A 24,149-nucleotide genomic window follows, 5' to 3' on the forward strand; every position below is an offset into this window, starting at 1 on the left:
GCTGCTCGAGCAGGCCCGCGCCGCCGGCGCAGCCGGCCATGCGCTGGGGCAGTTCTTCGACCGCGCGGGCCGGCCGGTCGCCTCCGCGCTGGACGAGCTGCGCGTGGGCCTCGCCCTGGACGAGCTGCGGGCGATCCCGCTGCGGATCCTCGTCGCGCACGGCTCCACGAAGGCGGAGGCGATCGCAGCAGCGGCAACGGGCGGCATCGCGTCCGCGCTGGTCACCGACGAGGCCACGGCGGAGGAGCTGCTGCGCCGGTGAGGGTGAGGCTCCGCACGTCCTCCAGGTGGTCGCGTCTCCATGATGTGTCGTCAGGTCTCGTCGGGGCTGACCGCGGGGATGCACGATGTGTCCGCTGAAGCGTCCTCCTCTCGAGCCGCCGCCGCCGTCAGAATCCTCCGAGATGCCGGGTATCGATGACGATGAGCGAGGGGCAGACGATGAGCCGATCGGACAGCGCGACAGCAGCACGCCGGTGCAAGCGCACGCCTTCGGCCCTCCAGCTCTCCGCCAGGGCGGAGTCGGTCCACCCGTCGCCCGGACGGTGGTGACGACTCCACGTCAGCTGCCAGGCCTCGAGCGCATCGCTGAGCTCGGGCGGTAGACCCAGCTCTCGGGGGTCCTCGACCGGGGAATCGCCGAGCCAGAGAGGGTAGCGCAGGCCGGGCTCGGGGCCGAGGAGCAGCCGCGACAGGCGTCCCGCCGAGCACGCTCGGCGCGAACGAGAGTGCTCTCCGCGGTCGCGAAGGAGGGCACGATCCACTCGACCTGGGTGACCGGGTCCACGGCGACACTCATTTCCCACCGCACCCGAGTCGGAACGACACTCGGCCGCAGGAGGACCGGGGGCGCCATCCGAACGCGAGCTCGCGCGCAGCGTCGCCTCCGTCGGTCTTTCACTGGGTGACACAAGTCTTTTACACGGCAGAAACATCAGGAGGTCGGGCTCGAAACACAGCCTGGCTAGCGTCGTCCGCAACAGGAGGCGACTATGGCTGAATCATCAACGCGCACGGTTGATCGGGCGCTGGTACTGCTGGGAAGCGTGTGCGACCGCGGGTACGTCTCGCTGGCGGATGCGGCCCGTGACGCTGAGCTCTCGGCGAGTACCGCCCTGCGGCTTCTGCGCACGATGGAGGCTCAGCAGTTCGTCCGACGGGATCCCGACGGCCGGTACGCTCCCGGCGCGCGTCTCGTGCAGATCGGAGCGCTCGCCTTGGCGAACGAGTCGCTGGTGTCCCTGGCGAGGGACGCCATGGCGCGGATGGTCGAGGCGACCGGAGAGTCGTGCTACCTCTCCATCCGCGGAGCCGGCGACACCGCTCTCTACATCGCGATCGCCGAGGGCACCCATTCGGTGCGGCACGCCAGCTGGGTCGGTCGCTCCATCCCCCTCGACGGCTCGGCCGCCGGCGCCGTGCTCTCGGGGCAGACCGGGGCTGAAGGCTTCGTGCTGGTCCGTCAGGGCGTCGAGGACGACGTCACAGCCATCGCGGTACCGGTGATGACCGGAGATCGGGTGGTCGCCGCCCTCTCGAGCGTCGTCCCCAGCTACCGGCTGAGCGAGGAGCAGGCGTCGCGCATCAGCGCGCTGCTCCGGGCTGAAGCCGCATCACTCCTCGCCCCGCCGACGGCGGAGCGCACGACGAAGGAGCACGCCTCGTGATCGCGTTCGAGAACATCACCAAGACCTATCCGGACGGGACGACAGCCGTCGATGACCTCACACTCGTCGCGCCGACCGGGAAGCTGACCGTGCTGGTCGGTCCTTCCGGCTGCGGGAAGACCACGTCGCTGCGCATGGTGAACCGGCTCATCCGTCCCACCTCCGGCGACATCCTGCTCGACGGCCACTCGACGAACGGCATGGACGAGGCTCTGCTCCGGCGTCGCATCGGCTACGTGATCCAGCATGCGGGCCTCTTCCCGCACCGCACCGTCCTCGACAACGTCGCCGCGACCCCGCGCCTCTCGGGCGCCTCCAAGCGCGAAGCGCGGCTGATCGCCGGTGAGCTCCTCGAACGCGTCGGGCTGCCAGCCGCCTTCGCCTCGCGCTACCCGTGGCAGCTGTCCGGCGGTCAGCAGCAGCGCGTCGGCGTCGCTCGCGCGCTCGCCTCCGATCCGGACTTCATGCTGATGGACGAGCCGTTCAGCGCTGTCGACCCGGTGGTCAGAGGACAGCTGCAGGACGAGTTCCTGCGGCTGCAGCGCGAGATCGGCAAGACCATCATCATGGTCACGCACGACATCGACGAGGCGCTCAAGCTCGGCGACCAGGTCGCCGTCCTCCGCACCGGCGGCGAGCTCGCCCAACTCGCCACGCCCGAGGAACTCCTGACCGCTCCCGCCGACGCCTTCGTCGCCGACTTCGTCGGACGCGACCGCGGGTATCGATCGCTCGGCTTCGTCGCCGCCACCGCCGGTCTCGTGGTGCGTGCCGAACCGTCCGTACCGATCGGCAGCAGCGCGGAGATCGCGCGGGCCGCGACCGACGACGACTGGCTGCTCGTCGTCGATGAGCGCTCGCATCCGCTGGGATGGGTCGAGCCGAGAGCACTGCGCGGACCCCTCTCCTTCACGGACCTCAACCTGAGCGGGACCGTGGCGCCTCGCACGGGGACCATGCGCCAGGTTCTCGACGCCAGCCTGAGCGCGCCGAGCCGACGCGGGGTCCTGGTGGACGAGGACGGCGCCCTGGTGGGTTCGGTCACGGCCGCCGAGGTCGTCGGATCCCTCGCCGAGATGCACGCCGCCGGTTCCTCGTCAGGGAGCGTCGCCCGATGAACGTCGAGTGGATCGCCCGCGAATCGGACTCCATCCTCGTGCTGCTGATGTGGCACGTCGGGTTGTCCGTCGTACCCGTCGTGATCGGCCTGGCGATCGCGCTGCCGCTCGGCTGGATCGCGCACCGCAGCGGCATGTTCACATCGGTCATCCTCGGGACGACCGGCCTGCTCTACACCGTCCCGTCGCTCGCCCTGTTCGTCCTGCTGCCTCCGATCCTCGGCACCCGGATCCTCGACCCCCTCAACGTGGTCGTCGCTCTCACCGTCTACACGGTGGCGCTCCTCGTACGCACCGTGTCGGACGGCCTCGACTCGGTACCCGTCGAGACCGTGCAGGCCGCCCAGGCGATGGGGTACCGGACCCTCCAACGGCTCGTGTCCGTGGAACTCCCGGTCGCCGTACCGGTGATTGCAGCAGGACTGCGCGTCGCCGTCGTCTCGAACGTGAGCGTGGTGTCCATCGCCGCGCTGATCGGCACCCAGCAGCTCGGACTCCTGTTCACCCAGGGCGCGCAGCTGAGGTTCCTCACACCGATCATCGTGGGCATTGTGCTCTGCCTGGTGCTCGCGATCGTGCTCGACGGGCTCGTGGTGCTGCTGAACCGCAGACTCACGCCGTGGATGCCGAAGGCGGTGCGCGCATGATCGACTACCTCCTCGACCCCGCGCACTGGACCGGCAGCGACAGCATCGGCACGCTCCTCGTGCAGCACCTGATCTACACCGGTGTCTCGCTGCTCGTGGCCGCCGTCATCGGAGTGCCGATCGGGTTCTACGTCGGCCACACCGGCAAGGGCACGTTCCTCGTGGCCGGAGTCGCCAACGCTCTCCGTGCCCTGCCGACGCTCGGCCTGATCATCCTGCTGGTCATCGTCATCGCCCCGGTCTTCGCCTCGGACCTGGCCTTCGTGATCCCCAGTCTCATCGTCCTGGTCCTGCTGGCCATCCCCCCGATCATGACGAACACCTACGCGGGCATCCGCGCCGTGGACGCCGCCGCGGTCGACGCGGCCGTCGGGATGGGCTACCGGCCCGTGAAGGTGCTGTTCGCGGTGCAGGTGCCCTGCGCGCTCCCCCTCATCCTCTCCGGCTTCCGCGGAGCGACACTGCAGGTCATCTCGACGGCCACGATCGCCGCCTACGTCTCCCTGGGCGGCCTCGGACGGCTGATCATCGACGGCCGTGCGCAGAACGACTACGACCAGATGCTCGCCGGAGCCGTCCTCGTCGCCGCGCTCGCACTGCTGGTCGACCTCGCCATCGGCCTGATCGGACGCTTCGCGGTGTCCCCCGGCCTCACCCGGCGCCGACGCCGCGCCACTGCCGCTCAGCCGGTCCTCGCGGCGACCGCGACCGCGTGACCCCGTTCCTCCCCTCCCTCGGTTCCCTCGCTCCACTCCTGCACACCCGACCAAAGGACAGCAATGAGAACTCGCTCCGCCCTCGCCCTGGCCGCCCTCGCCGCCACGACCGCCCTCACCCTCACGGCGTGCTCGTCGAGCTCGGGCGGAGACCCGCTCGCCGCCGACGCGCCCGCTGCGTCGACCGACGGCATCATCGTCGGGTCCGCCGACTTCCCCGAGAGCCAACTGCTCGCCACGATCTACGCCCAGGCGCTCACCGCGGCCGGTGTCGAGGCCACCACGAAGCTGAACATCGGCAGCCGTGAGGTGTACATGCCGGCCCTGCTCGACGGCTCCATCAACCTGCTGCCGGAGTACACCGGAGCCACGCTCAGCTACCTGAACAGCGACGCCACCGGCACGGCGCCGGAGGAGGTCGCCACCGAGCTGGCGGACGCTCTGCCCGACGGCGTCGCGATGCTCACCCCCTCCGGTGCACAGGACTCCGACGTCCTCGCCGTCACCCGCGCCACAGCAGAGAAGTACGACCTCGAGACCATCGAGGACCTCGTCCCCCACGCCGCCGATCTCGTGCTGGGCGGGCCGCCGGAGTGGAAGACCCGGCACGAGGGCGTCGCCGGTCTCGAGGAGGTCTACGGCCTCACCTTCAAGGAGTTCCGGGCCCTCGACGTCGGCGGACCGCTCACCATCAGCGCCCTCTCCAACGGCCAGATCGACGCGGCCGACCTCTACTCGACCAGTCCGGCGATCGAAGAGAACGACTTCGTCTCCCTCGTCGACAACAAGAACCTCTTCCGCGCGCAGAACATCGTGCCGATCATCGCCGAGGACCAGTCCTCCGACGAGGTGACGACGGTCCTCGACGCCATCTCGGCGGCGCTCACCACCGAGGACCTGATCGAGATGAACGGCCGTCTGGCCGATCAGGAGAGCATCGACGACGTCGCAGCCGACTGGCTGAACGAGCACGACCTCGGCTGACGCCCCGTCTCCTGCCACTGCACCACTGAGCTCCTGCACCACTGAGAAGGGAACCACCATGATCGGAAGCCGCGCAGTGCGCGCCTCCCGCGGAGTCGAGCTGACGGCCAAGAGCTGGCAGACCGAAGCCCCCCTCCGCATGCTGATGAACAACCTCGACCCCGAGGTGGCCGAACGCCCCGACGACCTCGTCGTCTACGGCGGCACCGGCAGAGCCGCCCGCAGCTGGGCGGCGTACGACGCCATCGTGCGCTCCCTCACCGAGCTCGAGGAGGACGAGACGCTCCTCGTGCAGTCCGGCAAGCCCGTCGGCGTGTTCCGCACCAACCGGTGGGCACCGCGAGTGCTGCTGGCCAACTCCAACCTCGTCGGCGACTGGGCGACCTGGCCCGAGTTCCGCCGTCTCGAGGCGGAGGGCCTGACGATGTACGGGCAGATGACCGCCGGATCGTGGATCTACATCGGCACCCAGGGGATCCTCCAGGGCACCTACGAGACGTTCGCCGCGGTCGCGAAGAAGAGGTTCGGCGGGACACTCGCCGGAACGCTCACGGTGACGGGCGGTTGCGGCGGGATGGGCGGCGCCCAGCCCCTCGCGGTCACCCTCAACGGAGGTGCCGTCCTGATCGTCGATGTGGACGAGACCCGTTTGCGCCGCCGCGCCTCCAAGCGCTACCTCGACGAGGTCGAGACCGACCTCGAGGTCGCGCTCGCCACGGTGCTCGCCGCGAAGGCCGAGGGACGCGCTCTCTCGGTCGGGCTGGTCGGCAACTCCGCAGAGGTGCTGCCGCTCCTGCTCGAGCGCGGCGTGCCGGTGGACATCGTGACGGACCAGACGTCGGCGCACGACCCGCTCTCCTACCTCCCGGTCGGAGTCTCGGTCGCCGACCGCGAGGTCGAGGCCGCCCGCGATCCCGAGGACTTCACGCGCAGGGCCCAGGAGTCGATGGCCCGGCACGTCGAGGCGATGGTCGGCTTCCAGGACGCGGGCGCCGAGGTCTTCGACTACGGCAACTCCATCCGCGACGAGGCCCGACAGGGCGGCTACTCCCGCGCGAACGAGTTCCCCGGCTTCGTCCCCGCCTACATCCGGCCGCTGTTCGCGGAGGGGCTCGGCCCGTTCCGCTGGGTCGCGCTGTCCGGCGACCCCGAGGACATCCGGGTGACCGACGAGGCGATCCTCGAGCTCTTCCCCGACAACGAGGGCCTGCACCGCTGGATCGCAGCCGCGCAGAAGCACGTGGAGTTCGAGGGCCTTCCCGCCCGCATCTGCTGGCTCGGCTACGGCGACCGCGCCAAGGCCGGTCTGCGGTTCAACGAGCTGGTCGCCGAGGGGAAGCTGAAGGCGCCGATCGTGATCGGCCGCGACCACCTCGACTCCGGGTCGGTCGCGTCTCCCTACCGCGAGACGGAGGCGATGGCGGACGGCTCGGACGCAATCGCCGACTGGCCCATCCTGAACGCCCTGCTGAACACCGCCTCCGGAGCCACCTGGGTGTCCCTGCACCACGGTGGCGGCGTCGGCATCGGCCGATCCATCCACGCCGGCCAGGTCTCGGTCGCCGACGGCACCCCGCTCGCCGCGGAGAAGCTCGAGCGCCTACTCACGAACGACCCGGGCATGGGCGTCATCCGGCACGTCGACGCCGGCTACGAGCGGGCCGTCGACGTGGCCGAGCAGCGCGGAGTCCGCATCCCGATGCTCGAGGCGGCCCGCGCCGCGGCGGAGTCCACCGGCACGCCGGAGGCCCTGGCCGTCTCGGCCCCGAGCATCTGATCGTGCACTCCGGGACCACGGTGACTCTCGGCACCGCCACCACCTCTCTCGAGGCGGTGGTGGCGGTGGCCCAGGGCGCGCACGTCGAACTCGACCCCGACGCGCTGGAGCGTGTGGCGCGCACCCAGGCGATGATCGCGAACGTCCTCGCCTCGGGACGGCCCGTCTACGGGCTCACCACAGGAGTGGGCGACCTCTACACCGTCGGGGTGGAGACCCAGCGGGTCGCCGATGTGCAGCTGGGCATGCTGCGCAGTCACGCCAGCGGCGTGGGCGAAGCGCACGACGAGACGGCCGTGCGCGCCGTCATGACCGTCATGATCACGGCCCTCGCGCGGGGCTTCAGCGGCGTGGGAGTGCGCCTGCTGCAGACGATGGTCGACATGCTGAACAGGGGCGTGACGCCGTGGGCGCCCGCGCAGGGCTCGGTCGGATACCTCACGGCCACCGCGCACATCGGACTGGCGGTCTTCGGAGAGGGGCGCGCCTGGTTCGACGGCGAGCTGCTCCCCGGCGCCGAAGCGCTCCGGCGTGCCGGGATCGAACGGATCGAGCCGGGACCCCGCGAAGGTCACGCCCTCATCAGCGGCACGTACGAGATCACCGGCGTCGGCGCGCTCGCCGTGCACGCCGCCCGGAGACTCGTCGACGTCGCCGATGCGGCCGGCGCGCTGTCGCTCGAGGTGCTGCGCGGCAACAGCCGCGGGTACGACCCCCGGCTGCAGGCGCTGAGGCCGCATCCCGGCCAGGTCGAGACGGCCCATCGCCTCCGCGCGCTCCTCGCCTCGAGCGAGATCCTCGCCGCCCACCGCACCCACCGGCTGCAGGACGCTCTCAGCCTGCGCTGCATCCCCCAGGTCCACGGCGCTGTGCGGGACGCGCTCACCGAGGTGGAACGGGTCATCGGAGTCGAGATCGACTCGGTCACCGACAACCCCGTCTTCGTCGTCGAGGACGAGGAGCTCGTCGCCCTGCCCGGCGGGAACGGCCACGGAGCTCCGACGGCGCTCGCCCTCGACTACCTGGCGATCGCCGTGGCCGAGCTGAGCACGATGTCGCAGGCGCGCTCCGACCGCCTCACGAACCACCACTACAGCGAGCTGCCGGCCTTCCTCATGGCTGGCACGTCGGCGGCGTCCGGATTCATGATCCCTCCCTATGCGGCCGCGGCCCTCGCCGGCGAGAACCGGGGGCTGGCCGCACCGGCGACCGTGCACACCGTCTCGACCTCGGCCGGGCAGGAGGACCACGTGAGCATGGGGACGACGGCGGCGCTGAAGGCGAGGCGGGCGACGGCGAACGCGCAGACCATCGTGGCCATCGAGCTCCTCTGCGCTGCGCAGGCCGTCGAGTTCCATGCGCCGCTACGACCCGGGGCCGGAACCGGTGCGGTGTACGACGCCGTCCGATCTCGGGTCGGCCACCGGACGAGCGACACCGAGATCGCCCCCGACATCGAAGCAGTGCGCAGTCTCGTCGCCGACGGGACGCTGCACGGCATCATCACCACCACTGTGAAGGACGACCCCCATGCCTGACACGACTCCTCCCACCGCACCACTGGACGGGGTGAAGGTGCTCGACCTGGCGCGGGTGCTCGCCGGTCCGCTCTGCGCCGCCATGCTCGGCGACCTCGGCGCGACGGTCACGAAGGTCGAGCTCCCGGGGCACGGCGACGACTCCCGGCACTTCACGCCGCACCAGAACGGTGAGAGCACGTACTTCATGCTGCTGAATCGTGGCAAGCGCAGCATCACCATCGACCTGAAGTCGGAGCAGGGGCACGCTCTGCTCCTCACGCTGATCGAGCAGGCCGACGTGCTGGTCGAGAACTTCCGCCCCGGAGTCACCGCCCGCCTCGGCATCGACTGGGAGACGGTCAAGGCCATCAATCCCCGGCTCGTCTACGTCAGCATCTCCGGCTTCGGGCAGACCGGACCGCTCTCGAAGCGCGCCGCGTACGACCACATCGTGCAGGCCATGGGCGGCATCATGAGCGTCACCGGATGGGCCGACGGCCCGCCGACGCGCATCGGGGACGCCGTCGGCGATGTCGTCGCCGGGATCTACGGCTCCTGGGGCGCCCTCGCCGCGCTCCTGCAGCGGGCGAGCACCGGAGCCGGTCAGCACGTCGACGTGGCCATGCTCGACTCCATCTTCTCGCTGCAGATGGTGTCGCTGTCGCAGCTGCTCGGCGGCGGCCCGCTCCCTGGACGCATCGGCAACAGCCACCCGATCAGCGCGCCGATGGACGGCTACGCCGCCGCAGACGGGCACGTCGTGATCGCCGTGGCGAACGATCCGCTCTTCGCCCGACTCACCAGCGTCCTCGGGCAACCCGAGCTGGTGACGGATCCGCGCTTCGCGAGCGACCCGGCCCGGATGGCTCACCAGGACGACCTCCGCGCGGTGATCGAGTCCTGGGCCTCCACGCGACCGGTCGACACCGTCGTCGCGGAGCTCGAGCACGCCGGCGTCCCCGCTGCTCCCATCTGGGACATCGCCCAGGTCGCCGCCAGCGAGCACGCCGCGCACCGAGGTCTCGTGCAGTCGGTGCGCCACCCGGTCGCCGGCATGGTCGACGTCGTGCCGCAACCCGTCCACTTCAGCGGAGCCGCGCGGACCACCGACCTCGCTGCGCCGACCCTGGGTCAGCACACGGACGAGATCCTCGCTCACGACCTGGGGCTCACGGCCCGGGAGATCGCCGATCTGCACGCGGGCGGGGTGGTCTGACGATGACCTCCCCCGAACCGATCCGCATCGCCGTCATCGGCGCCGGCACCATGGGCGCGGGAGTCGCCGGGGTCTTCGCCGCCCACGGCCACCCCGTCTCGCTCTACTCCCGCAGCGAGACGACGCTCGCCTCCGCCCTCGCCGCGATCGAGGCGCGCATCGGCGACGAGGTCGATCGCGTCACCGTCACGACGGACCTCGCCGCCTGCGCCGAGGAGGCCGGGTTCGTCAGCGAGAACGTCGTCGAGCAGCTCGACCTCAAGCGGGAGGTGTTCGCCGAGCTGGAACGGCTGGTCCCCGCGGACTGCATCCTGACCACCAACACCTCCAGCGTCCCGATCACCGAGATCGCGTCCGGGCTCGAGACACCCGGACGCCTGGTCGGACTGCACTGGTTCAATCCGCCCGCCGTGATGCCGCTGGTCGAGGTCGTCCGCGGCTCAGCGAGCGACGACCTCACCGTCGAGCGGGTGATGGCCCTGTGCGCCGCCATCGGCAAGGAGGTGATCGAGGTGCGGCGCGAGATGCCCGGCTTCGTGATCAACCGCCTGCAGTACGCGCTGCTGCGCGAGGCGATCGCCCTGGTCGAATCGGGGGCCGCCACCGTCGCCGATGTCGACCGCGCCGTCGAGACGACGCTGGCACCGCGGTGGTCGGCGTCCGGGCCGCTGCGTCTGATGGACCTCGCCGGACTCGATACCGTCGAGAAGGTGTCGGCCGTGATCATGCCCGAGCTCGACACCACCGCCGGAGTACCGGAGATCGTCAGCGCGCTCGTCGCCGAGGGCGCCCTCGGCGCCAAGGCCGGCCGCGGATTCTACGAGTGGACACCCGAGACCCTCGCCGCCGCCGTCGCCGAGCGCGACGACACGGTCCGGGCTTTGACCGAGCGGAGGACCGCGCGATGACCGAGGTGATCACCCTTGAGCAAGACGGCGCCGTCGCTGTCATCACCCTGAACCGGCCGGAGAAGCGCAACGCGCTCAGCCGCGACCTGCTCGTGCAGCTCGTCGACACCCTGCGCACGCTGGACCGCGACGAGACGACCAGGGCTGTGGTCCTCCAGGGCGGCGAGCGCGCCTTCGCCGCCGGCGCGGATCTGGGCTCTCTCGGCGACGCCAGGGCGATCGAGCTGTACACCAGCGGGTTCAGCGAGCTGTGGGACGACGTGGCCGCCGTCCGGCTGCCGCTCGTCGCCTCGGTCGCCGGCTATGCCCTCGGCGGCGGACTCGAACTCGCGCTGATCTGCGACGTGATCGTCGCGGCCGACAACGCCGTGTTCGGCTTTCCGGAGACGTCGATCGGCATCGTGCCGGGCGCCGGCGGCACGCAGCGCATCGTGCGCGCGGTCGGCAAGCCGATGGCGATGGACCTGCTGCTCACCGGCCGGCGCCTGACGGCGACCGAAGCCCTCGCCTCCGGCCTCGTGAGCCGGATCGTGCCTCTGACGGATCTGGTCGGAGAGAGCCGTGCGATCGCGGAGCGCATCGCGGCCGGAGCGCCTCTGGCGACCCGGATGGCCAAGCACGCCGTGCTGACGGCGTTCGACGCTCCCCTCACCGTCGGCGTCGCCCACGAGCGCGCCCTCTCCGCCCTCATCGCCGCCAGCGCCGACCGTGACGAAGGCCTGAGAGCCTTCCGCGCCCGCGACACGCCTGACTTCGAAGGACGGTGACTCCGTGAACGACGCGACCGCATCGGTCAGCGATCTCCTCGACTCCGTGAGCGCCATCGGACGCGACGGCGCCACCGGCGGCTACCGGCGTCCCGTCTTCTCCTCCGCGGAACGCCAGCTGCGCGAGTGGTTCGTGCACGAGGCCGAGCGCCGTGGGCTGTCCGTCGAGACCGACCGCAACGGCATCCTCTGGGCGTGGTGGGGCCCACCCATGCGGGGCGCGCTCGTGACCGGCAGCCATCTCGACTCGGTCCCGGGAGGCGGCGCCTTCGACGGCCCGCTCGGCGTCGCGGCCGCTCTGGTCGCGATCGACCGGATGCGCGAGCGGGGCGTCGAACCCGGCCGCTCGCTCGCGGTCGTGGTCTTCCCCGAGGAGGAGGGCTCGCGCTTCGGCGTGGCGTGCCTGGGCTCACGCCTGCTCACCGGGCTGCTGGACCCCGACGCCGCGCGGCGGCTCACCGACCGCGAAGGGACGACGCTCGCTGAGGCCTACTCGCAGGCCGGCATCGATGCGGCTCACCTCGGAGCCGATCCTGAGGGACTCGCCCGCATCGGTTCGTTCGTCGAGCTGCACGTGGAGCAGGGCCGCGGTCTCATCGACCTCGGCGCTCCGATCGCCGTGGGCTCGTCGATCCTCGGGCATGGACGGTGGAAGGTGACGGTGAGCGGCCAGGGCAACCACGCGGGCACCACCCCGATGACCGACCGCTCCGATCCGGTGGTCGCTGCCGCCGCCCTCGTCGGGCTCGTCTCCGAGCTCGCCACGGCGACCGACGACGCCCGCGCGACCGTCGGCCGCTTCGAGCCGCACCCCGGAGGCACGAACGTCATCGCCTCCCGTGTCGACTTCTGGCTCGATGTCCGGCACCAGGACGACGCCGTCACCCGCGACCTCGTCGCCCGCATCGCGAGTGAGGCTGCCTCGACGGCGGCGCGCCACGGCTGCTCGGCCGTCGTCACGGAGGAGTCGTGGAGTCCGACGGTCGGCTTCGATCCCGCACTCGGCCGCGCTGTCGCCCGACTCGTGCCCGGCGCTCCGGTGCTGAGGAGCGGCGCCGGACACGACGCCGGCATCCTCGCCTCGGCCGTGCCCACCGCGATGCTCTTCGTCCGCAACCCCTCGGGCATCTCGCACTCACCGGAGGAGTTCGTCGAACAGGCCGACGCCGACGACTCGGCCGCGGTCCTCGCCGACGTGCTGCAGGGACTCCTGTGAGCGGCGCCACCTCGTACTGGGCCGCGCAGGCCCTCCTCGGCGACCGGATCGAGAGCCGGGTGCGGATCACCGCGGCCGCCGATGGGACGATCAGCTCGGTCGCAGCGGGGGTCGACGCCACCGCCGTCGACACTGTCCTGAGCGGAGTGGTGCACCCCGGCGCGGTGAACGCGCACTCCCACGCCTTCCACCGCCTGCTGCGCGGCAGGACCCACGGCGACGGGGGCAGCTTCTGGACCTGGCGGGACCTGATGTACCGCGAGGCGCTCCGCCTCGACCCTCCTCGGTACGAGGAGGTGGCGACCGCCGTGTACGCCGAGATGGTCGCCGCGGGGTGGACCTCGGTCGCCGAGTTCCACTACGTGCACCACCGACCGGACGGCACGCCGTACAGCGAACCGCACGCGATGGAGCGGGCGCTCGCCCGCGCCGCGACGACCGCGGGGATCCGGCTGACTCTGCTCGACACGTGCTACCTCACCGGCGGCATCGGCGAGCCCCTGAGCGCCGAGCAGACCCGCTTCGGCGACGGTTCGATCGACGGCTGGCTCGGGCGGCTCGGCGACCTGCGCCGCACGATCGCCTCCGAGTTCGACCCGGCGCGGATCACCGTCGGCGCCGCCCTGCATTCGGTCAGAGCCGTTCCCGCCGCAGCGCTCTCCGTGGTGTCGGCCGAGCTCGACCCGAGCATCCCCCTGCACATGCACGTGTCGGAGCAGCCCGCCGAGAACGAGCAGTGCCTGCGGGCCACCGGACTCACGCCGATCGGTCTGCTGGAGGCGAGAGGCCTGCTCTCGACGAGGTTCTCCGCGGTGCACGCCACCCATCTCTCCCCCGAGGACATCGAGCTGCTCGGCGCCGCCGGATCGACCGTCGTGATGTGCCCGACGACCGAGGCCGATCTCGGAGACGGCATCGGGTCGGCGAGAGCACTCAGTGACGCCGGCGCGGTGATCGCGCTGGGCACCGACCAGCACGCCGTCGTCGACCCGCTCCTCGAGGCGCGAGCGCTCGAGCACGGCGAGCGGCTCGGCTCCGGGCGGCGAGGGCGCTTCAGCCCGGCCGAGCTCCTCCGCGCCTCGGCGAGGGCGGGTCGGCGAGCACCGGCCGGCGCCGGCCGGATCGAGGAGGGACTGCCCTGCGATCTACTCGAGATCGATCCCGCCACCGCCCGCACCGCGGGGAGCGAGGCCGGCCAGCTGGTGCTCTCGGCCACAGCAGGCGATGTCGCCACGGTCGTCGTCGCCGGACAGGTCATCGCGCGCGGAGGTGTGCACGCCGCCCTCGGCGAGGTCGGTGCACTCCTGGCCGCGGCGACAGGCCGGGCGGAAACGAATCCGTCGGAGCAGTCAGGACAGAGGGAGCGACGATGAGCGACGTGATCACCGGCATCGGCGAGCTGATGACGCAGGACGGCGACCACACCGTCCTGCACGACGCCGCACTCGTGATCGAGGAGGGGCTGGTCGCCTGGGTGGGCAGCGCCTCCGCCGCGCCCGCGGCCGATCACCGCACCGATCTCGGCGGCCGGGCGCTCCTCCCCGGCTGGGTCGACTCGCACAGCCACCTCGTCTTCGACGGCGACCGCAGCGCCGAGTTCGAGGCGCGGATGGCCGGCGAGAGCTACTCCGCCGGCGGCATCGCCGTCACGACCGCTGTGACGCGTGCGGCCGGCGACGAACGGCTGGCGCGGCTCGTCGCCGGCCGGGTGCGGGAGGCCCTCGGCCAGGGCACCACCTGGCTCGAGACGAAGACGGGGTACGGCCTCACCGTCGACGACGAGGTCCGCGGAGCCGTGATCGCCGCGTCCGAGGTCGGCGACGCGACCTTCCTGGGCGCCCATCTCGTCCCCGACGGCCTCGACCCCGACGACTACGTCGATCTCGTCTGCGGTCCGATGCTCGCGGGCGTCGCCCCCCATGTCCGGTGGGCCGACGTCTTCTGCGAGCAGGGCGCCTTCACCGTCGAGCAGTCGAGGCGGGTGCTGACCGCTGCGCGCGCAACGGGGCTCGGGCTCCGCGTCCACGGCAACCAGCTCGGGCACAGCGGAGGGATCCGACTCGCTGTCGAGGTCGGGGCCGCCAGCGTCGACCACTGCAACTTCGTCTCCGACGACGACCTCGACGCACTCGCCAGTAGCTGGACCTCGGGCAGGGGCACGGTCGCGACGGTCCTGCCCGCCTGCGATCTCTCGACGCGAGCGCCACTGGCGCCTGCGCGGCGCCTCCTCGACGCGGGCGTCCCCGTCGCCATCGCCTCCAACTGCAACCCCGGCACCTCCTACACGAGCTCCATGGCCTTCTGCGTCGCCACCGCCGTGCTGCAGATGGGGTTGAGCATCCACGAGGCGGTCCGGGCCGCGACCCACGGAGGAGCCCTCGCGCTGCACCGCGACGCCGGCCCCGGAGCCATCGGCTCGATCGCGGTCGGGCATCGCGCCGACCTCCACGCGCTCGACGCGCCCTCGGCGACGCACCTGGCCTACCGTCCGGGGATGCCGTTGACCTACGCCGTCTGGAAGGACGGACGCCGCTCGTGAGCGTGCAGATTCTCCGTGCCGCCTCGCGCCCGGTGAGCCGCTGGCGCAACGGAGGCGGCGAGACCTCCGAGATCGCTCGTCACCCCTCAAGCGCGGAGGAGGACTGGTGGTGGCGTGCGAGCATCGCGACGATCGCGCAGGACGGGGCGTTCTCGCCCTTCCCCGGCTGCGACCGGATCATCGTGCCCCTCGACGGCGCGCTACGCCTCGACATCGACGGGACGCCGACGGATGTGCCGAGACACGGCGTCCTGCGCTTCCGCGGCGAGGACGACGTGCGAGCCGTCGACGTCGCGCAGCCGACCACCGACCTCACCATCATCGTGTCCCGCGACCTCTCCGCAGCCGACCTGAGAATCGTCACGGCGCCGGAGTCGCGATTCGGGCCGGGCCGGGGGCAGAGTCTTCTCATCGTGGCGCTCTCGGACGACGTCGCTGCGGACGCGGTCACCCTCGCACCCCTGGACGCGGTCCTGGTCACGGCGGGTGACGAGCTCGTCGTCCGTCACGGATCGGTCGCGGTGATCGAACTCTCGGGCTCTCCCGAGTGGTGAAGCCCTCTCGGCCGTGAGCGCGAGCCGGATCGCTCCGAGACGGCCCGACGGCCGGTCCGGTCTCCGGTCTCCGGTCTCCGGCAGGGTGACGGACACGTCGAGCGGTACCGCGACGCTCACGATCAGGGAGACGGCGACCGGCTCGGTATCGGGCGCGGCTCCCCGCCCCCGCGCCGGGCCCGATGCCGAACAGCTCGTCAGGCCAGGAAGGCGCGCGATTCACTCGAGGAAGCAGCCCTCGGAGGACCGCTCAGGCCGGCGCCCCCGGCAGCACGTACCAGAGCACAGTCGTCAGGGTCGCGCAGACGACGCCCATGATCGTGACGCCGACGGTCCAGGTCGAGAGCATCGTCCGCTCCGGGATGGTGAAGTAGCGCGAGAGGACCCAGAAGCCGGCGTCGTTCACGTGTGACAGGCAGACGCCTCCGGCCGAGATGCCGACGGCGAGCAGCGCGACGTGCGTCGGATCGACGGTGGTGGTGTCGATGGTCGTGGCCAGGAGCGTCGCGACGGTGGTGACCGCCGCCGTGGTCGTGCCGAGAGTCGCCCGCAGAGCAGCCGCCAGGACGAAGCCGAACACGACCAGCGGCAGGTGCGCCTCCTGGAGCCGCTCGACGAGCTGCCCGCCGATGCCGGAGGCGGCGATCACGCCGCCGAACGCGACGCCTCCGCCCGTCGAGAGCACGATCTCGCCGACCGGGCGCAGACCCACCCGGCCGACCTCGGTCAGACCCCCGCCGCTCCGGGCCGACCGGGGCAGCAGCAGCAGGTAGGCGACGACCGTCGTGATCATCAGCGCGATGACAGGGGTGCCGAGGAACCGGACGACGTCGCCCACCGGAGTCGGCTGCGGTGCGACGAGGGCGGTGACGGTCGCGAGGAGGATCAGCAGCACCGGCAGGGTGAGCACGATCAGGAGCTTGGTCAGCAGGTGCGTGACGGTCGCGGACGGGGCAGTCGCCGCGGCCCTGCCTCGGGCGAGGGTCGAGACCGCCCGCGTGTCGGGCTGGGCGACGGTGCGCTCGACGGGAGTGCCGGCCTCCGGAGCGGGCAGACCCCCGCGGGCGTCGATCCGGGCGAGGCGGCGGGAGGCCCAGAGGCAGCCGACCGCCGCGCCCGGCAGCATCGTGGACAGGCCCAGCACCGCCAGCAGCCCGTAGTCGACGCCGAGCGCCGAGGCGACCGCGACCGCTCCGGGGTGCGGAGGGAGGATCGCGTGGACGGCGAGCACGGCGATCGCCATCGGCACCGCGAAGAAGGCCGCGTGACGACCGGCCTGCCGGGCGATCGAGAGGGCGATGGGGGCGAGGAGGATCACGGCGGTGTCGAAGAAGATCGTGCTGCCCACCAGCAGGCCGGCGAGGACGACGGCGAGCACCCCGCGCTGCGGCCCCACCTTCTGCAGCAGGACGCGGCCGAGCAGCTCGCCGCCGCCGGAGCGCGAGATGATCTCGCCGATGATGCAGCCCAGCCCCACCAGCGGCAGGATGTGCGCCAGCGCGGGTCCGAGAACGCCCTCGAGCACGGCCAGGACGCCGCGCTCCTTGTCGATCAGGGGCAGGCCGAAGACCAGCCCGAGGACGACCGCGACCGCCGTCATCGCGATGTAGGGGTGGATCCGGAGCCGCACGATGAGCACGAGCAGTGCGGCGACGCTGAGCACGATGGACAGGACGGCGAGGGGGAAGGTCACGGTGATGCTCCTTTGCAGTGGCGACTGCCGCCAGTGAAGAGGACGACCGGGAGCTCGGCGACGGATCGTGTCGCGAGAGCGGCGAGAGCGGACATCCGTCCGTTCTGGCCGCCGCGGCGACGACGCGGTCGATCACGGCGCGCAGGTCGGGCGAATCTGGGGCGACCCGCGGCGCCGACCGCACCGCTCACTCGACGATGAGAAGGACGACTCCCCATGACCCCGACCGCTCACCTGCACCACGTGGCCCTCGTGGTCTCGGACCTCGACGCGACGCGCGACTTCTACGTCGGCGTGCTGGGGTGCTCCGAGTTCACCCGCCCCAGCGACTTCGTGTTCCACGGGGCGTACTTCCGCCTCGGCACGGCCGAGATCCACGTGGTCCAGGAGAAGACGCCGGGCCGGTTGGTCGCGAATCCGCCGCGGTGGGAGGAGGACGAGCTGCAGACGGGGCTCGTGCACCACTTCGCGATCATGGTCGAGTCGTTCGCGCCGTTCCTCGAGGCGCTCGCCGCCCGCGGGCTCGAGCGCTGCGGCGGCTACCGGGTGCGCGACGACTTCGTCGAGCAGGTGTACCTCGCCGACCCGGACGGCAACGTGATCGAGCTGCTCCAGCAGCACGAGCCGGCTGCGGGCCGGTTGCGGCGGCAAGAGATCCACGACCTCGGTATCGCGGTGCCGGTGGCTCCGGGGTACCCGCTGATCGATCCTCGAGAGCGGTACGGAGTGGCCTGAGTCTCCGCAGGCGAGTGGTTAGGCTGGCTCCAGCTCCGCAGGTGCGGAACTGTTGAGGAGGCCGCCGTGCGCTTTCATCCGTCCACCCTCGCGCTGCCCACCGCCGCCCTGCTGCTGCTCACCGGGTGCGCCGGCGCAGGAGGCTCCTCCTCGGGAACGTCGGACGACGCGGCCGGTCAGGGCGGCTCGATCACCGTCTTCGCCGCGGCCTCGTTGAAGGGCGCCTTCACGCAGCTCGCGACGGACTTCGAGGCCGCCGAGCCCGGCGCCCACGTCGAGCTCTCGTTCGCCGGCTCTGCCGACCTCGTCTCGCAGATCGTGAACGGCGCCCCTGCCGACGTCATCGCGTCGGCCGACGAGCGCACGATGGCCACTCTCACGGACGCCGGCCTCGTCGCAGGCGACCCCGTCGACATCGCGACCAACACGCTCGAGATCGCCGTTCCTCCGGGCAACCCCGCGCAGGTGGGCTCGCTCGCCGACCTCGCCCGGCCGGGGACGGCCACGGTGCTCTGTGCTCCGCAGGTGCCGTGCGGAGCAGCGGCCGCCGCGGTCGAGCAGGCGGCCGGCGTGGACATCGCGCCGGTCAGCGAGGAGTCGTCGGTCACCGACGTGCTCGGCAAGGTCTCGTCCGGCGAGGCGGACGCGGGACTCGTCTATGCGACCGATGTCCTCGGCTCCGGCGGCTCGGTCACGGGCATCCCTTTCGCCGAGGCCTCGGCGGCGGTGAACACCTACCCGATCGCCGCGCTGACGGGAGCGGGCGATCCCGCCACGGCAGCGGCCTTCGTCGCGTACGCCGCCTCCGACGCCGGGCAGGCCGTTCTCGCCGCGGCCGGATTCGGAGCGCCGGGAGAGTCGTGACGGCTTCCGAGCGGGGTCGGGCAGAGACGTAGCCGGCCCTGCTCACGACGGACACCCCGAGGCCCGCGCGCACCTGGTCGACCGCGCGGCGGAAGTGGGCGACGTCAGTGTCCGAGGTGAACACGTCGACGTCCTCCGTCAGTCGGTTGATGACGCTGTGCTCGCGGATCGCACCGGAACCGGCGGGAGCGAATCCGGTGCCCTCGAGCGCTTCGAGCGCGGCACGGGTGATCTCGCGCTGCAGTTCCTCATTCCTGCTGCCCAGGTCAGTCGTTCTTCTGTTCCGGCCAGGTGCACAGGGGCGTCGTGTTGCCGAAGCGCGGCGTGTCCTCCGCCATCTCACTGGTGCGGCTCGGGGTGTCGAAGCCGGAGGCATGAGCGACCGCGACGACGCGCAGAAGGCGCCGCTCACCTCCGTGAGGAGACACCTGCAGCGTCGGAGATGGCCTGGAAGTCGATCCAGGCTCGCTTCGCTCTATCGACCCGCGGCACCCAGCGGCCGTCTGCGGTGGTCGCGGTCATCGCGGTGCGCCTTCTGGTTCGTGCCCTTCAGGCGACGTCGGCGCCGGCTCTTTCGCGAGGGCGACGGACGACTTGCCTAGGGGCCGGTGCACCTCCTGGGAAGTCGATCGGTAGCGGGCACGTAGACCGGCTGACCGGTGACGGGTGTGCGCTCGGTCCGTTCAACTCTGAAAGAGTCAGGAAGGGCTATTCAGGGCCCTGCTGGATCGCTGCAAAATGGCTGATCAACGCCAGTTCCCAGGCCGTGGATCGTGTGCTCTGAATAACCCTCAGGTTCGAGTGTTACAGGTCCCGCATCTAGAATCGCGATCTCGGGTTGTCGTCAGGATTGATGCTCGAGGCCATGCTTATTTCGAGGAGGATCGTGCGATCCCGTTCCGCTCTCTATGTTGATGCCGGTTATCTGATTGCGGCCGCGGCGACTCGTGTGACCGGCTCCTCGATCCGTCGGGGTATCAGTGTCGACTACACGGTCCTGCTCGCGGACCTGATCGCTCTGGTCGAGCAGCGCAGCGGGCTGCCTCTGCTGCGTGTGTACTGGTATGACGCTGCCCGTGATGGGAAAGCGACGTCCGCTCAGGAGGAGATTTCCCTCTTGCCTCGGGTGAAGTTGCGGTTGGGCAGGATCGGTGTCGATGGCGAGCAGAAGGGCGTGGACCTTCGGATTGGTCTTGATATGGTCGGTCATTCTCGAACCGGCGCCGTCGACACGATGTATCTTCTCTCCGGCGACGACGACCTCACCGAGGCCGTCGATGAGGCGCAAGCTCAGGGTGTGCAGGTCATCGTTCTCGCGGTCCCGTCCCGGACCCGGCCGGCACACGGAGTCAGCGTCATCTCTCGGTCGCCGCCGACGGTCTTGAGATCCTCGACGCGCAGCTCCTCGATACGTCCATCCGCCCGATGGCCGCCACCGGGATCGAGGCTGAGGTGCCGTCCGCGACACCTTCGACCTCCTCTCCGACGCCCGCCGATATCGCGCGGATTGCGACCTCAGCACCGACTCCGCGACCCGTCTCGCGGCCGGCCGCGAGCGATGCAACGTTGGTCTACTCATCGGCGGACCCTCGATCTTCAATCGAGAGTCCGACCGCGGCCTCAGAGGAGGTGATCGACGAGGTCGCGCAGAAGACCTATACGGCGTGGGCCGGGGCAGCTACGTCTGAGCAACGTGTTGAGCTTCGGGACAATCGCCCGTTCGTGCCGAGAGATCTCGACCGTGCGCTCCTCTTGGACCTCTCGGCCGCTATCGGCGAGTACTCGTTGAGTGACGCCGTCCGCTTCCGGCTGCGTGCCGCGTTCTGGGACGCAGTCGACGTCACCTGACGGGCGCAGCACCGCTCTGTCGCGAGTGCTTGCACTACTGGAGCGAGGTGCGAACGTGGCGGCGCGGAGGGGAGCGGCTCGCGCGGGCGTGGTCCGTTGTTGCGGGCGCAGTTCAAGGACTACTTCCCGAGTGCCTTCCGCACCGTCATCCGGTCCACGCCTGCCGCGCGAGCGCGGCGTACTCGTCGGCCAGGCACTGCTCGAGTAGCGCGTTCACTTCCGGCGGAGTGCCGGCATGTCCGCCGACGTCGAGACTCGACAGCATCCACCGCATGGCCTGCCCGTCACTGACCCGACCACCCTCGGGCACACACCCGTGCGGGCATGGCATCGCGCCCGACGACCCCCACAGCCGACAGATCATCGGCCGCACCTCGTGGACTGTGCAGCGGCCGACTCCGAAGGTCCTCGACAGCGCAGGGCACGCCCCATCCGTTGTCGGAAAGTCGAGGTCGACACCCCGCTTGAGGGGCCTCGCCCGTTCCGCCGCGGAGGCGTCGATGTGCTCGTGACAGGACTGCTCACACAGGCCCAGACACGAGAGCGCTGGCAGCTGCGCGTCCAGCCGCTCGAGATGATCCAGAACGTCGGAATCCACCTCACGGCGAACGCTCACCGCAGCCGACGCCCGCTCCACTCCGATGGATCAGCCGCCTTCTGGTCGGCCTCGACCCACCGCTCACCGTCGACGATCATCGGTGGCGATCGCCGCCCCCAGAACTCGGCGTGAGCGTCCTGGAATCGCCGGGCAGCGCCCCGGGAGGGGAACTTTTGCACGACCCCCTCGGTCAGCACGCCCCACCTGTCCAGGTCGGTCATGACGCCTCGTCGGCAGGCAGGGCGAGAGCGACGTCGACCAAGGCGGCTGTGCGCGCGTCCGCCCGTTGGATCGCAGCCATCGCACACCACCTTGGAGAGACAACTCGTTGAGGACGTTGTGGAGCACTTCGGTAAGGAGGGGTCACCTGCTCTAAACGGGGATTTTCGCCCGGCGTTCGAGCCACATGAGTATCACGCCGGCTACCAGGAGGATGCCTCCGCTGAGGAGGGCTGACGTGCGCTCAAGCGCCACAATCTCGCCGAGAGCAGCAGCCCCTTCGGCGGCGGCTGGCACAAGAAAGAACTGAAGAACCTGGCTGCCTTGCGCTACAGAGAGCACCGCGACTACGACTCCAGCAGCGATCACTGTTCGACGCCGAGACAAGAAGCCGACATACACGGTGATTGCCGCGGTAAGGAGATAAGGCCCGGCGGGATAGTATACGAGGCCTGCCGGGAAGAAGAGCGCGATCGCCGCCAACGCAGACCGGAGGAACATCGGCCGGGACAGCTTTCCCCAGGAATCGCGGTAGATCACGTAGGTCGCAAGCCACGTCACCACCGCGGCCACCGCCGGTACCGCGAAGTACACGACGCTGGAGAAACGGCCGATAAATCTCATCACCACAACGACTGCCGCCGCCGAGACCACTTGAAGCGCGGATTTCTTATTCCACGGTATTTTGCGTCGAGGAATTGAAATTCGAATCAGCCTGCCTACCTTCGCATGAGAGACTCCGCTCGGACTCGGCGACCGGGCCGGTACATCGTACCGCAAGACAAATTTCGACGGCGGAGCTATCGAGTAGTCGGCCGCCGAACGACTCTGCCAGCCCGACGGCCTTTTGGGGAAAGTTTATTCCGCCAGAACCGATTCGGGGTCGGGTTCGGAGCACCAGGAGAGTCGCGACGGGGTCAGAGGAGGGCCACAGGGTGCGCATAGCGGACCCGATCAGGGTTGCTCGGGACGGACACCCCGATCGACGAGGAGCACGACTATGACCCGCATCCCGGAGCCCCGGAACACGCCCGACGGACCGGCCTACGAGGGCCGCCCGCTCGACCGCCCCGAGGAGGAGGTGGTCGACCAGGGCCTCCCGTTCGACGTGCGCACGCTGCTCTCGCGGCGCGGCGTGCTGACGCTCGTCGGCGCAGGCGCGGCGACGCTCGGACTCGCGGCGTGCACGTCACCAGCATCCGGAACAGGAGCGGCGGGCGCAGCGACGGCCACCGCCACCGCGAGCGCCACTCCCACCGCACCCGCCGCTCTCGCCGAGATCCCCGACGAGACCGCGGGCCCCTACCCCGGCGACGGCTCGAACGGCGTCGACGTGCTCGAGCGATCGGGCATCGTCCGGAGCGATCTGCGCACGAGCATCGACGGTGGCGCCACGGCCGAGGGCGTGTCGATGGCGCTGAACCTCACGATCCTCGACGCGGCGAACGGCGGCGCGCCCTTCGCCGGGGCCGCGGTCTATGTGTGGCACTGCGATGCGGCGGGGAACTACTCGATGTACTCCAGCGGAGTCGAGGACGAGACCTACCTCCGCGGTGTGCAGGTCGCCGACAGCGCCGGCACCGTCTCGTTCACCTCGATCATCCCCGGCTGCTACTCCGGCCGCTGGCCGCACATCCACTTCGAGGTGTACCCCGACGTCGAGTCGATCACCGACGCGACGAACGCGATCGCCACCTCGCAGGTGGCCCTGCGGGAGGAGGCGTGCGACGCGGTCTACGCGCTCGACGACTACCCGGGGTCCGCGCGGAACCTGGCGCAGGTGAGCCTCGACGACGACATGGTCTTCAGCGACGACGGCGCAGCACTCCAGCTCGCGACGATGACGGGCGACGCGACCAGCGGCTACACGGTCGCGCTCACGGCGAGCGTCGACACCCGCACCACTCCGACCGCGGGTGCGGCTGCCGGCGGCGGGGCGCCGCGCAGCCGCTGACCGCCTCCCGAGGGCTTTCGCGGTCGCCGGCCGACCGGCGCGGCAAGACTGCCGCGAGCACGCCGACCCCGCAGAAACGCAGGTGCGGACGTAGGATCGACGGCATGCCGCAGATCAGGATCCGGGAGGCCGCCGCCGCGCTGGGGGTCAGCGACGACACGCTGCGGAGGTGGATCGACAACGGGACGCTGGCGAGCGCGAAGGACGCCTCGGGGCGGCGCGTCGTCGACGGCCTCGAGGTCGCGCAGCTCGCGCGGGCGAACGCCGTCCTCCCGGACGATCCCTCTCCCGTCGGCCGCTCCGCCCGCAACCGCTTCGTCGGGATCGTCACCGACATCGTCATGGACACGGTGATGGCGCAGGTCGAGCTGCAGTGCGGGCCGCACCGGGTGGTCTCGCTGATGAGCAGCGAGGCGGTCCGCGAGCTGGGGCTCGCGCCCGGCTCGCCCGCGGTCGCGGTGGTCAAGGCGACGACGGTCATCGTCGAGACGCCGCTCCCCCGCCACTGATGCACACCGGACGGATGCGCACCGGCCCGCCCCGCACCGGCCCGCAGCGCTCCGGCCCGCCCAGCACCGGCCGGACTCGCACCGGCCGGACTCGCATCGG

Annotated in this window: 25 protein-coding genes; 21 read left to right on the top strand and 4 right to left on the bottom strand. The window is 70.8% G+C overall.

All coding sequences use genetic code 11. The features are described 5' to 3' along the window. From ACH61_RS05925 to ACH61_RS06000, 15 genes are all read left to right on the top strand, one after another. The coding region (locus ACH61_RS05925) for a sugar-binding domain-containing protein (protein WP_330220135.1) at positions 1-262 on the top strand (262 nt) is incomplete at its 5' end. A gap of 730 nt (positions 263-992) precedes the next feature. Then, complete coding sequence (locus ACH61_RS05935; RefSeq protein WP_068209795.1) at positions 993-1,667, top strand: IclR family transcriptional regulator; 675 nt, start codon at positions 993-995, stop codon at positions 1,665-1,667. Next, entirely contained in the window at positions 1,664-2,785 is a 1,122-nt protein-coding gene (locus tag ACH61_RS05940) for an ABC transporter ATP-binding protein (protein ID WP_068209797.1), read from the top strand. Before ACH61_RS05935 ends, ACH61_RS05940 begins: the two co-directional genes overlap by 4 nt. Then, positions 2,782-3,432, top strand: coding sequence for an ABC transporter permease (locus ACH61_RS05945; RefSeq protein WP_068209800.1), 651 nt, complete (start codon positions 2,782-2,784; stop codon positions 3,430-3,432). The genes ACH61_RS05940 and ACH61_RS05945 overlap by 4 nt, the downstream gene beginning before the upstream one ends. Continuing rightward, positions 3,405-4,148, top strand: a complete 744-nt coding sequence (locus ACH61_RS05950; RefSeq protein ID WP_236713567.1) for an ABC transporter permease — start codon at positions 3,405-3,407, stop codon at positions 4,146-4,148. Before ACH61_RS05945 ends, ACH61_RS05950 begins: the two co-directional genes overlap by 28 nt. Positions 4,149-4,211: 63 nt before the next feature. Next, positions 4,212-5,132: an ABC transporter substrate-binding protein gene (locus ACH61_RS05955; RefSeq protein WP_068209804.1), complete on the top strand. Its 921-nt coding sequence runs from the start codon at positions 4,212-4,214 to the stop codon at positions 5,130-5,132. Positions 5,133-5,190: 58 nt separating this feature from the next. Beyond that, a complete protein-coding gene (gene hutU / locus ACH61_RS05960; RefSeq protein WP_068209807.1) occupies positions 5,191-6,909 on the top strand; it encodes a urocanate hydratase in 1,719 nt (572 codons plus the stop codon). A gap of 2 nt (positions 6,910-6,911) precedes the next feature. Continuing rightward, on the top strand, positions 6,912-8,447 hold the full coding sequence (locus ACH61_RS05965; RefSeq protein WP_199220880.1) for an HAL/PAL/TAL family ammonia-lyase: 1,536 nt from the start codon (positions 6,912-6,914) through the stop codon (positions 8,445-8,447). Then, positions 8,440-9,645, top strand: coding sequence for a CaiB/BaiF CoA transferase family protein (locus ACH61_RS05970; RefSeq protein ID WP_068209810.1), 1,206 nt, complete (start codon positions 8,440-8,442; stop codon positions 9,643-9,645). The genes ACH61_RS05965 and ACH61_RS05970 overlap by 8 nt, the downstream gene beginning before the upstream one ends. A 2-nt stretch (positions 9,646-9,647) precedes the next feature. After that, on the top strand, positions 9,648-10,553 hold the full coding sequence (locus ACH61_RS05975) for a 3-hydroxyacyl-CoA dehydrogenase family protein (RefSeq protein WP_068209813.1): 906 nt from the start codon (positions 9,648-9,650) through the stop codon (positions 10,551-10,553). Continuing rightward, a complete protein-coding gene (locus ACH61_RS05980) occupies positions 10,550-11,320 on the top strand; it encodes an enoyl-CoA hydratase-related protein (protein WP_068209816.1) in 771 nt (256 codons plus the stop codon). Before ACH61_RS05975 ends, ACH61_RS05980 begins: the two co-directional genes overlap by 4 nt. A gap of 4 nt (positions 11,321-11,324) precedes the next feature. Then, positions 11,325-12,536, top strand: coding sequence for an allantoate amidohydrolase (locus tag ACH61_RS05985; RefSeq protein ID WP_068209819.1), 1,212 nt, complete (start codon positions 11,325-11,327; stop codon positions 12,534-12,536). Then, the gene (locus ACH61_RS05990; RefSeq protein WP_068209822.1) at positions 12,533-13,909 is read left to right on the top strand and encodes a formimidoylglutamate deiminase; all 1,377 of its coding nucleotides are present in this window, start codon (positions 12,533-12,535) and stop codon (positions 13,907-13,909) included. The genes ACH61_RS05985 and ACH61_RS05990 overlap by 4 nt, the downstream gene beginning before the upstream one ends. Then, positions 13,906-15,075, top strand: a complete 1,170-nt coding sequence (hutI, locus tag ACH61_RS05995) for an imidazolonepropionase (protein WP_068209825.1) — start codon at positions 13,906-13,908, stop codon at positions 15,073-15,075. Before ACH61_RS05990 ends, hutI begins: the two co-directional genes overlap by 4 nt. Then, positions 15,072-15,629, top strand: a complete 558-nt coding sequence (locus tag ACH61_RS06000) for a HutD/Ves family protein (RefSeq protein WP_068209827.1) — start codon at positions 15,072-15,074, stop codon at positions 15,627-15,629. The genes hutI and ACH61_RS06000 overlap by 4 nt, the downstream gene beginning before the upstream one ends. A gap of 250 nt (positions 15,630-15,879) precedes the next feature. Here ACH61_RS06000 and ACH61_RS06005 read toward each other — a convergent pair whose 3' ends face one another. After that, entirely contained in the window at positions 15,880-17,322 is a 1,443-nt protein-coding gene (locus ACH61_RS06005; protein WP_068209829.1) for a GntP family permease, read from the bottom strand. Positions 17,323-17,538: 216 nt separating this feature from the next. Between ACH61_RS06005 and ACH61_RS06010 the strand changes: the two genes are divergently transcribed. Both ACH61_RS06010 and modA read left to right on the top strand, forming a co-directional pair. Continuing rightward, on the top strand, positions 17,539-18,057 hold the full coding sequence (locus tag ACH61_RS06010; protein WP_068209832.1) for a VOC family protein: 519 nt from the start codon (positions 17,539-17,541) through the stop codon (positions 18,055-18,057). A gap of 66 nt (positions 18,058-18,123) precedes the next feature. Further along, entirely contained in the window at positions 18,124-18,921 is a 798-nt protein-coding gene (modA, locus tag ACH61_RS06015) for a molybdate ABC transporter substrate-binding protein (protein WP_068209835.1), read from the top strand. 266 nt (positions 18,922-19,187) lie between these two features. Here the strand turns inward: modA and ACH61_RS17290 are convergent, their stop codons facing one another. Continuing rightward, the gene (locus ACH61_RS17290) at positions 19,188-19,349 is read right to left on the bottom strand and encodes a hypothetical protein (protein ID WP_158286122.1); all 162 of its coding nucleotides are present in this window, start codon (positions 19,347-19,349) and stop codon (positions 19,188-19,190) included. Positions 19,350-19,786: 437 nt separating this feature from the next. Between ACH61_RS17290 and ACH61_RS19275 the strand changes: the two genes are divergently transcribed. Together ACH61_RS19275 and ACH61_RS17895 are read left to right on the top strand one after the other, a co-directional pair. Next, a complete protein-coding gene (locus ACH61_RS19275; protein WP_413784024.1) occupies positions 19,787-20,554 on the top strand; it encodes an NYN domain-containing protein in 768 nt (255 codons plus the stop codon). Beyond that, positions 20,551-20,769, top strand: a complete 219-nt coding sequence (locus ACH61_RS17895; protein ID WP_201787584.1) for a hypothetical protein — start codon at positions 20,551-20,553, stop codon at positions 20,767-20,769. The genes ACH61_RS19275 and ACH61_RS17895 overlap by 4 nt, the downstream gene beginning before the upstream one ends. 612 nt (positions 20,770-21,381) lie before the next feature. On the opposite strand, the gene ACH61_RS06030 is transcribed toward ACH61_RS17895, so the two are convergent. After that, the gene (locus tag ACH61_RS06030; protein ID WP_068209841.1) at positions 21,382-21,588 is read right to left on the bottom strand and encodes a hypothetical protein; all 207 of its coding nucleotides are present in this window, start codon (positions 21,586-21,588) and stop codon (positions 21,382-21,384) included. Between the two features lie 151 nt (positions 21,589-21,739). Next, a complete protein-coding gene (locus ACH61_RS06035) occupies positions 21,740-22,240 on the bottom strand; it encodes a hypothetical protein (protein WP_068209844.1) in 501 nt (166 codons plus the stop codon). Positions 22,241-22,586: 346 nt separating this feature from the next. On the opposite strand from ACH61_RS06035, the gene ACH61_RS06040 reads away from it, so the two are divergent. Together ACH61_RS06040 and ACH61_RS06045 are read left to right on the top strand one after the other, a co-directional pair. Beyond that, a complete protein-coding gene (locus ACH61_RS06040) occupies positions 22,587-23,540 on the top strand; it encodes an intradiol ring-cleavage dioxygenase (RefSeq protein WP_068209846.1) in 954 nt (317 codons plus the stop codon). A 104-nt stretch (positions 23,541-23,644) separates the two neighbouring features. Continuing rightward, positions 23,645-24,049: a TOBE domain-containing protein gene (locus ACH61_RS06045; RefSeq protein WP_068209849.1), complete on the top strand. Its 405-nt coding sequence runs from the start codon at positions 23,645-23,647 to the stop codon at positions 24,047-24,049. Positions 24,050-24,149 lie beyond the last annotated feature (100 nt).

This window comes from Rathayibacter tanaceti, from assembly GCF_001634385.1.
Taxonomy (GTDB): Bacteria; Actinomycetota; Actinomycetes; order Actinomycetales; family Microbacteriaceae; genus Rathayibacter; species Rathayibacter tanaceti.

What these genes read in the sequence shown, in the direction of transcription:
- hutU (WP_068209807.1), top strand. Translation starts at nt 5,191, where the DNA reads ATGATCGGAAGCCGCGCAGTGCGCGCCTCCCGCGGAGTCGAGCTGACG.
- ACH61_RS05935 (WP_068209795.1), top strand. Translation starts at nt 993, where the DNA reads ATGGCTGAATCATCAACGCGCACGGTTGATCGGGCGCTGGTACTGCTG.
- ACH61_RS05975 (WP_068209813.1), top strand. Translation starts at nt 9,648, where the DNA reads ATGACCTCCCCCGAACCGATCCGCATCGCCGTCATCGGCGCCGGCACC.
- ACH61_RS19275 (WP_413784024.1), top strand. Translation starts at nt 19,787, where the DNA reads ATGCTTATTTCGAGGAGGATCGTGCGATCCCGTTCCGCTCTCTATGTT.
- ACH61_RS06010 (WP_068209832.1), top strand. Translation starts at nt 17,539, where the DNA reads ATGACCCCGACCGCTCACCTGCACCACGTGGCCCTCGTGGTCTCGGAC.
- ACH61_RS05955 (WP_068209804.1), top strand. Translation starts at nt 4,212, where the DNA reads ATGAGAACTCGCTCCGCCCTCGCCCTGGCCGCCCTCGCCGCCACGACC.
- ACH61_RS06030 (WP_068209841.1), bottom strand. Translation starts at nt 21,588, where the DNA reads ATGACCGACCTGGACAGGTGGGGCGTGCTGACCGAGGGGGTCGTGCAA.
- hutI (WP_068209825.1), top strand. Translation starts at nt 13,906, where the DNA reads ATGAGCGACGTGATCACCGGCATCGGCGAGCTGATGACGCAGGACGGC.
- ACH61_RS05970 (WP_068209810.1), top strand. Translation starts at nt 8,440, where the DNA reads ATGCCTGACACGACTCCTCCCACCGCACCACTGGACGGGGTGAAGGTG.
- ACH61_RS06040 (WP_068209846.1), top strand. Translation starts at nt 22,587, where the DNA reads ATGACCCGCATCCCGGAGCCCCGGAACACGCCCGACGGACCGGCCTAC.
- ACH61_RS05945 (WP_068209800.1), top strand. Translation starts at nt 2,782, where the DNA reads ATGAACGTCGAGTGGATCGCCCGCGAATCGGACTCCATCCTCGTGCTG.
- ACH61_RS05980 (WP_068209816.1), top strand. Translation starts at nt 10,550, where the DNA reads ATGACCGAGGTGATCACCCTTGAGCAAGACGGCGCCGTCGCTGTCATC.
- ACH61_RS06045 (WP_068209849.1), top strand. Translation starts at nt 23,645, where the DNA reads ATGCCGCAGATCAGGATCCGGGAGGCCGCCGCCGCGCTGGGGGTCAGC.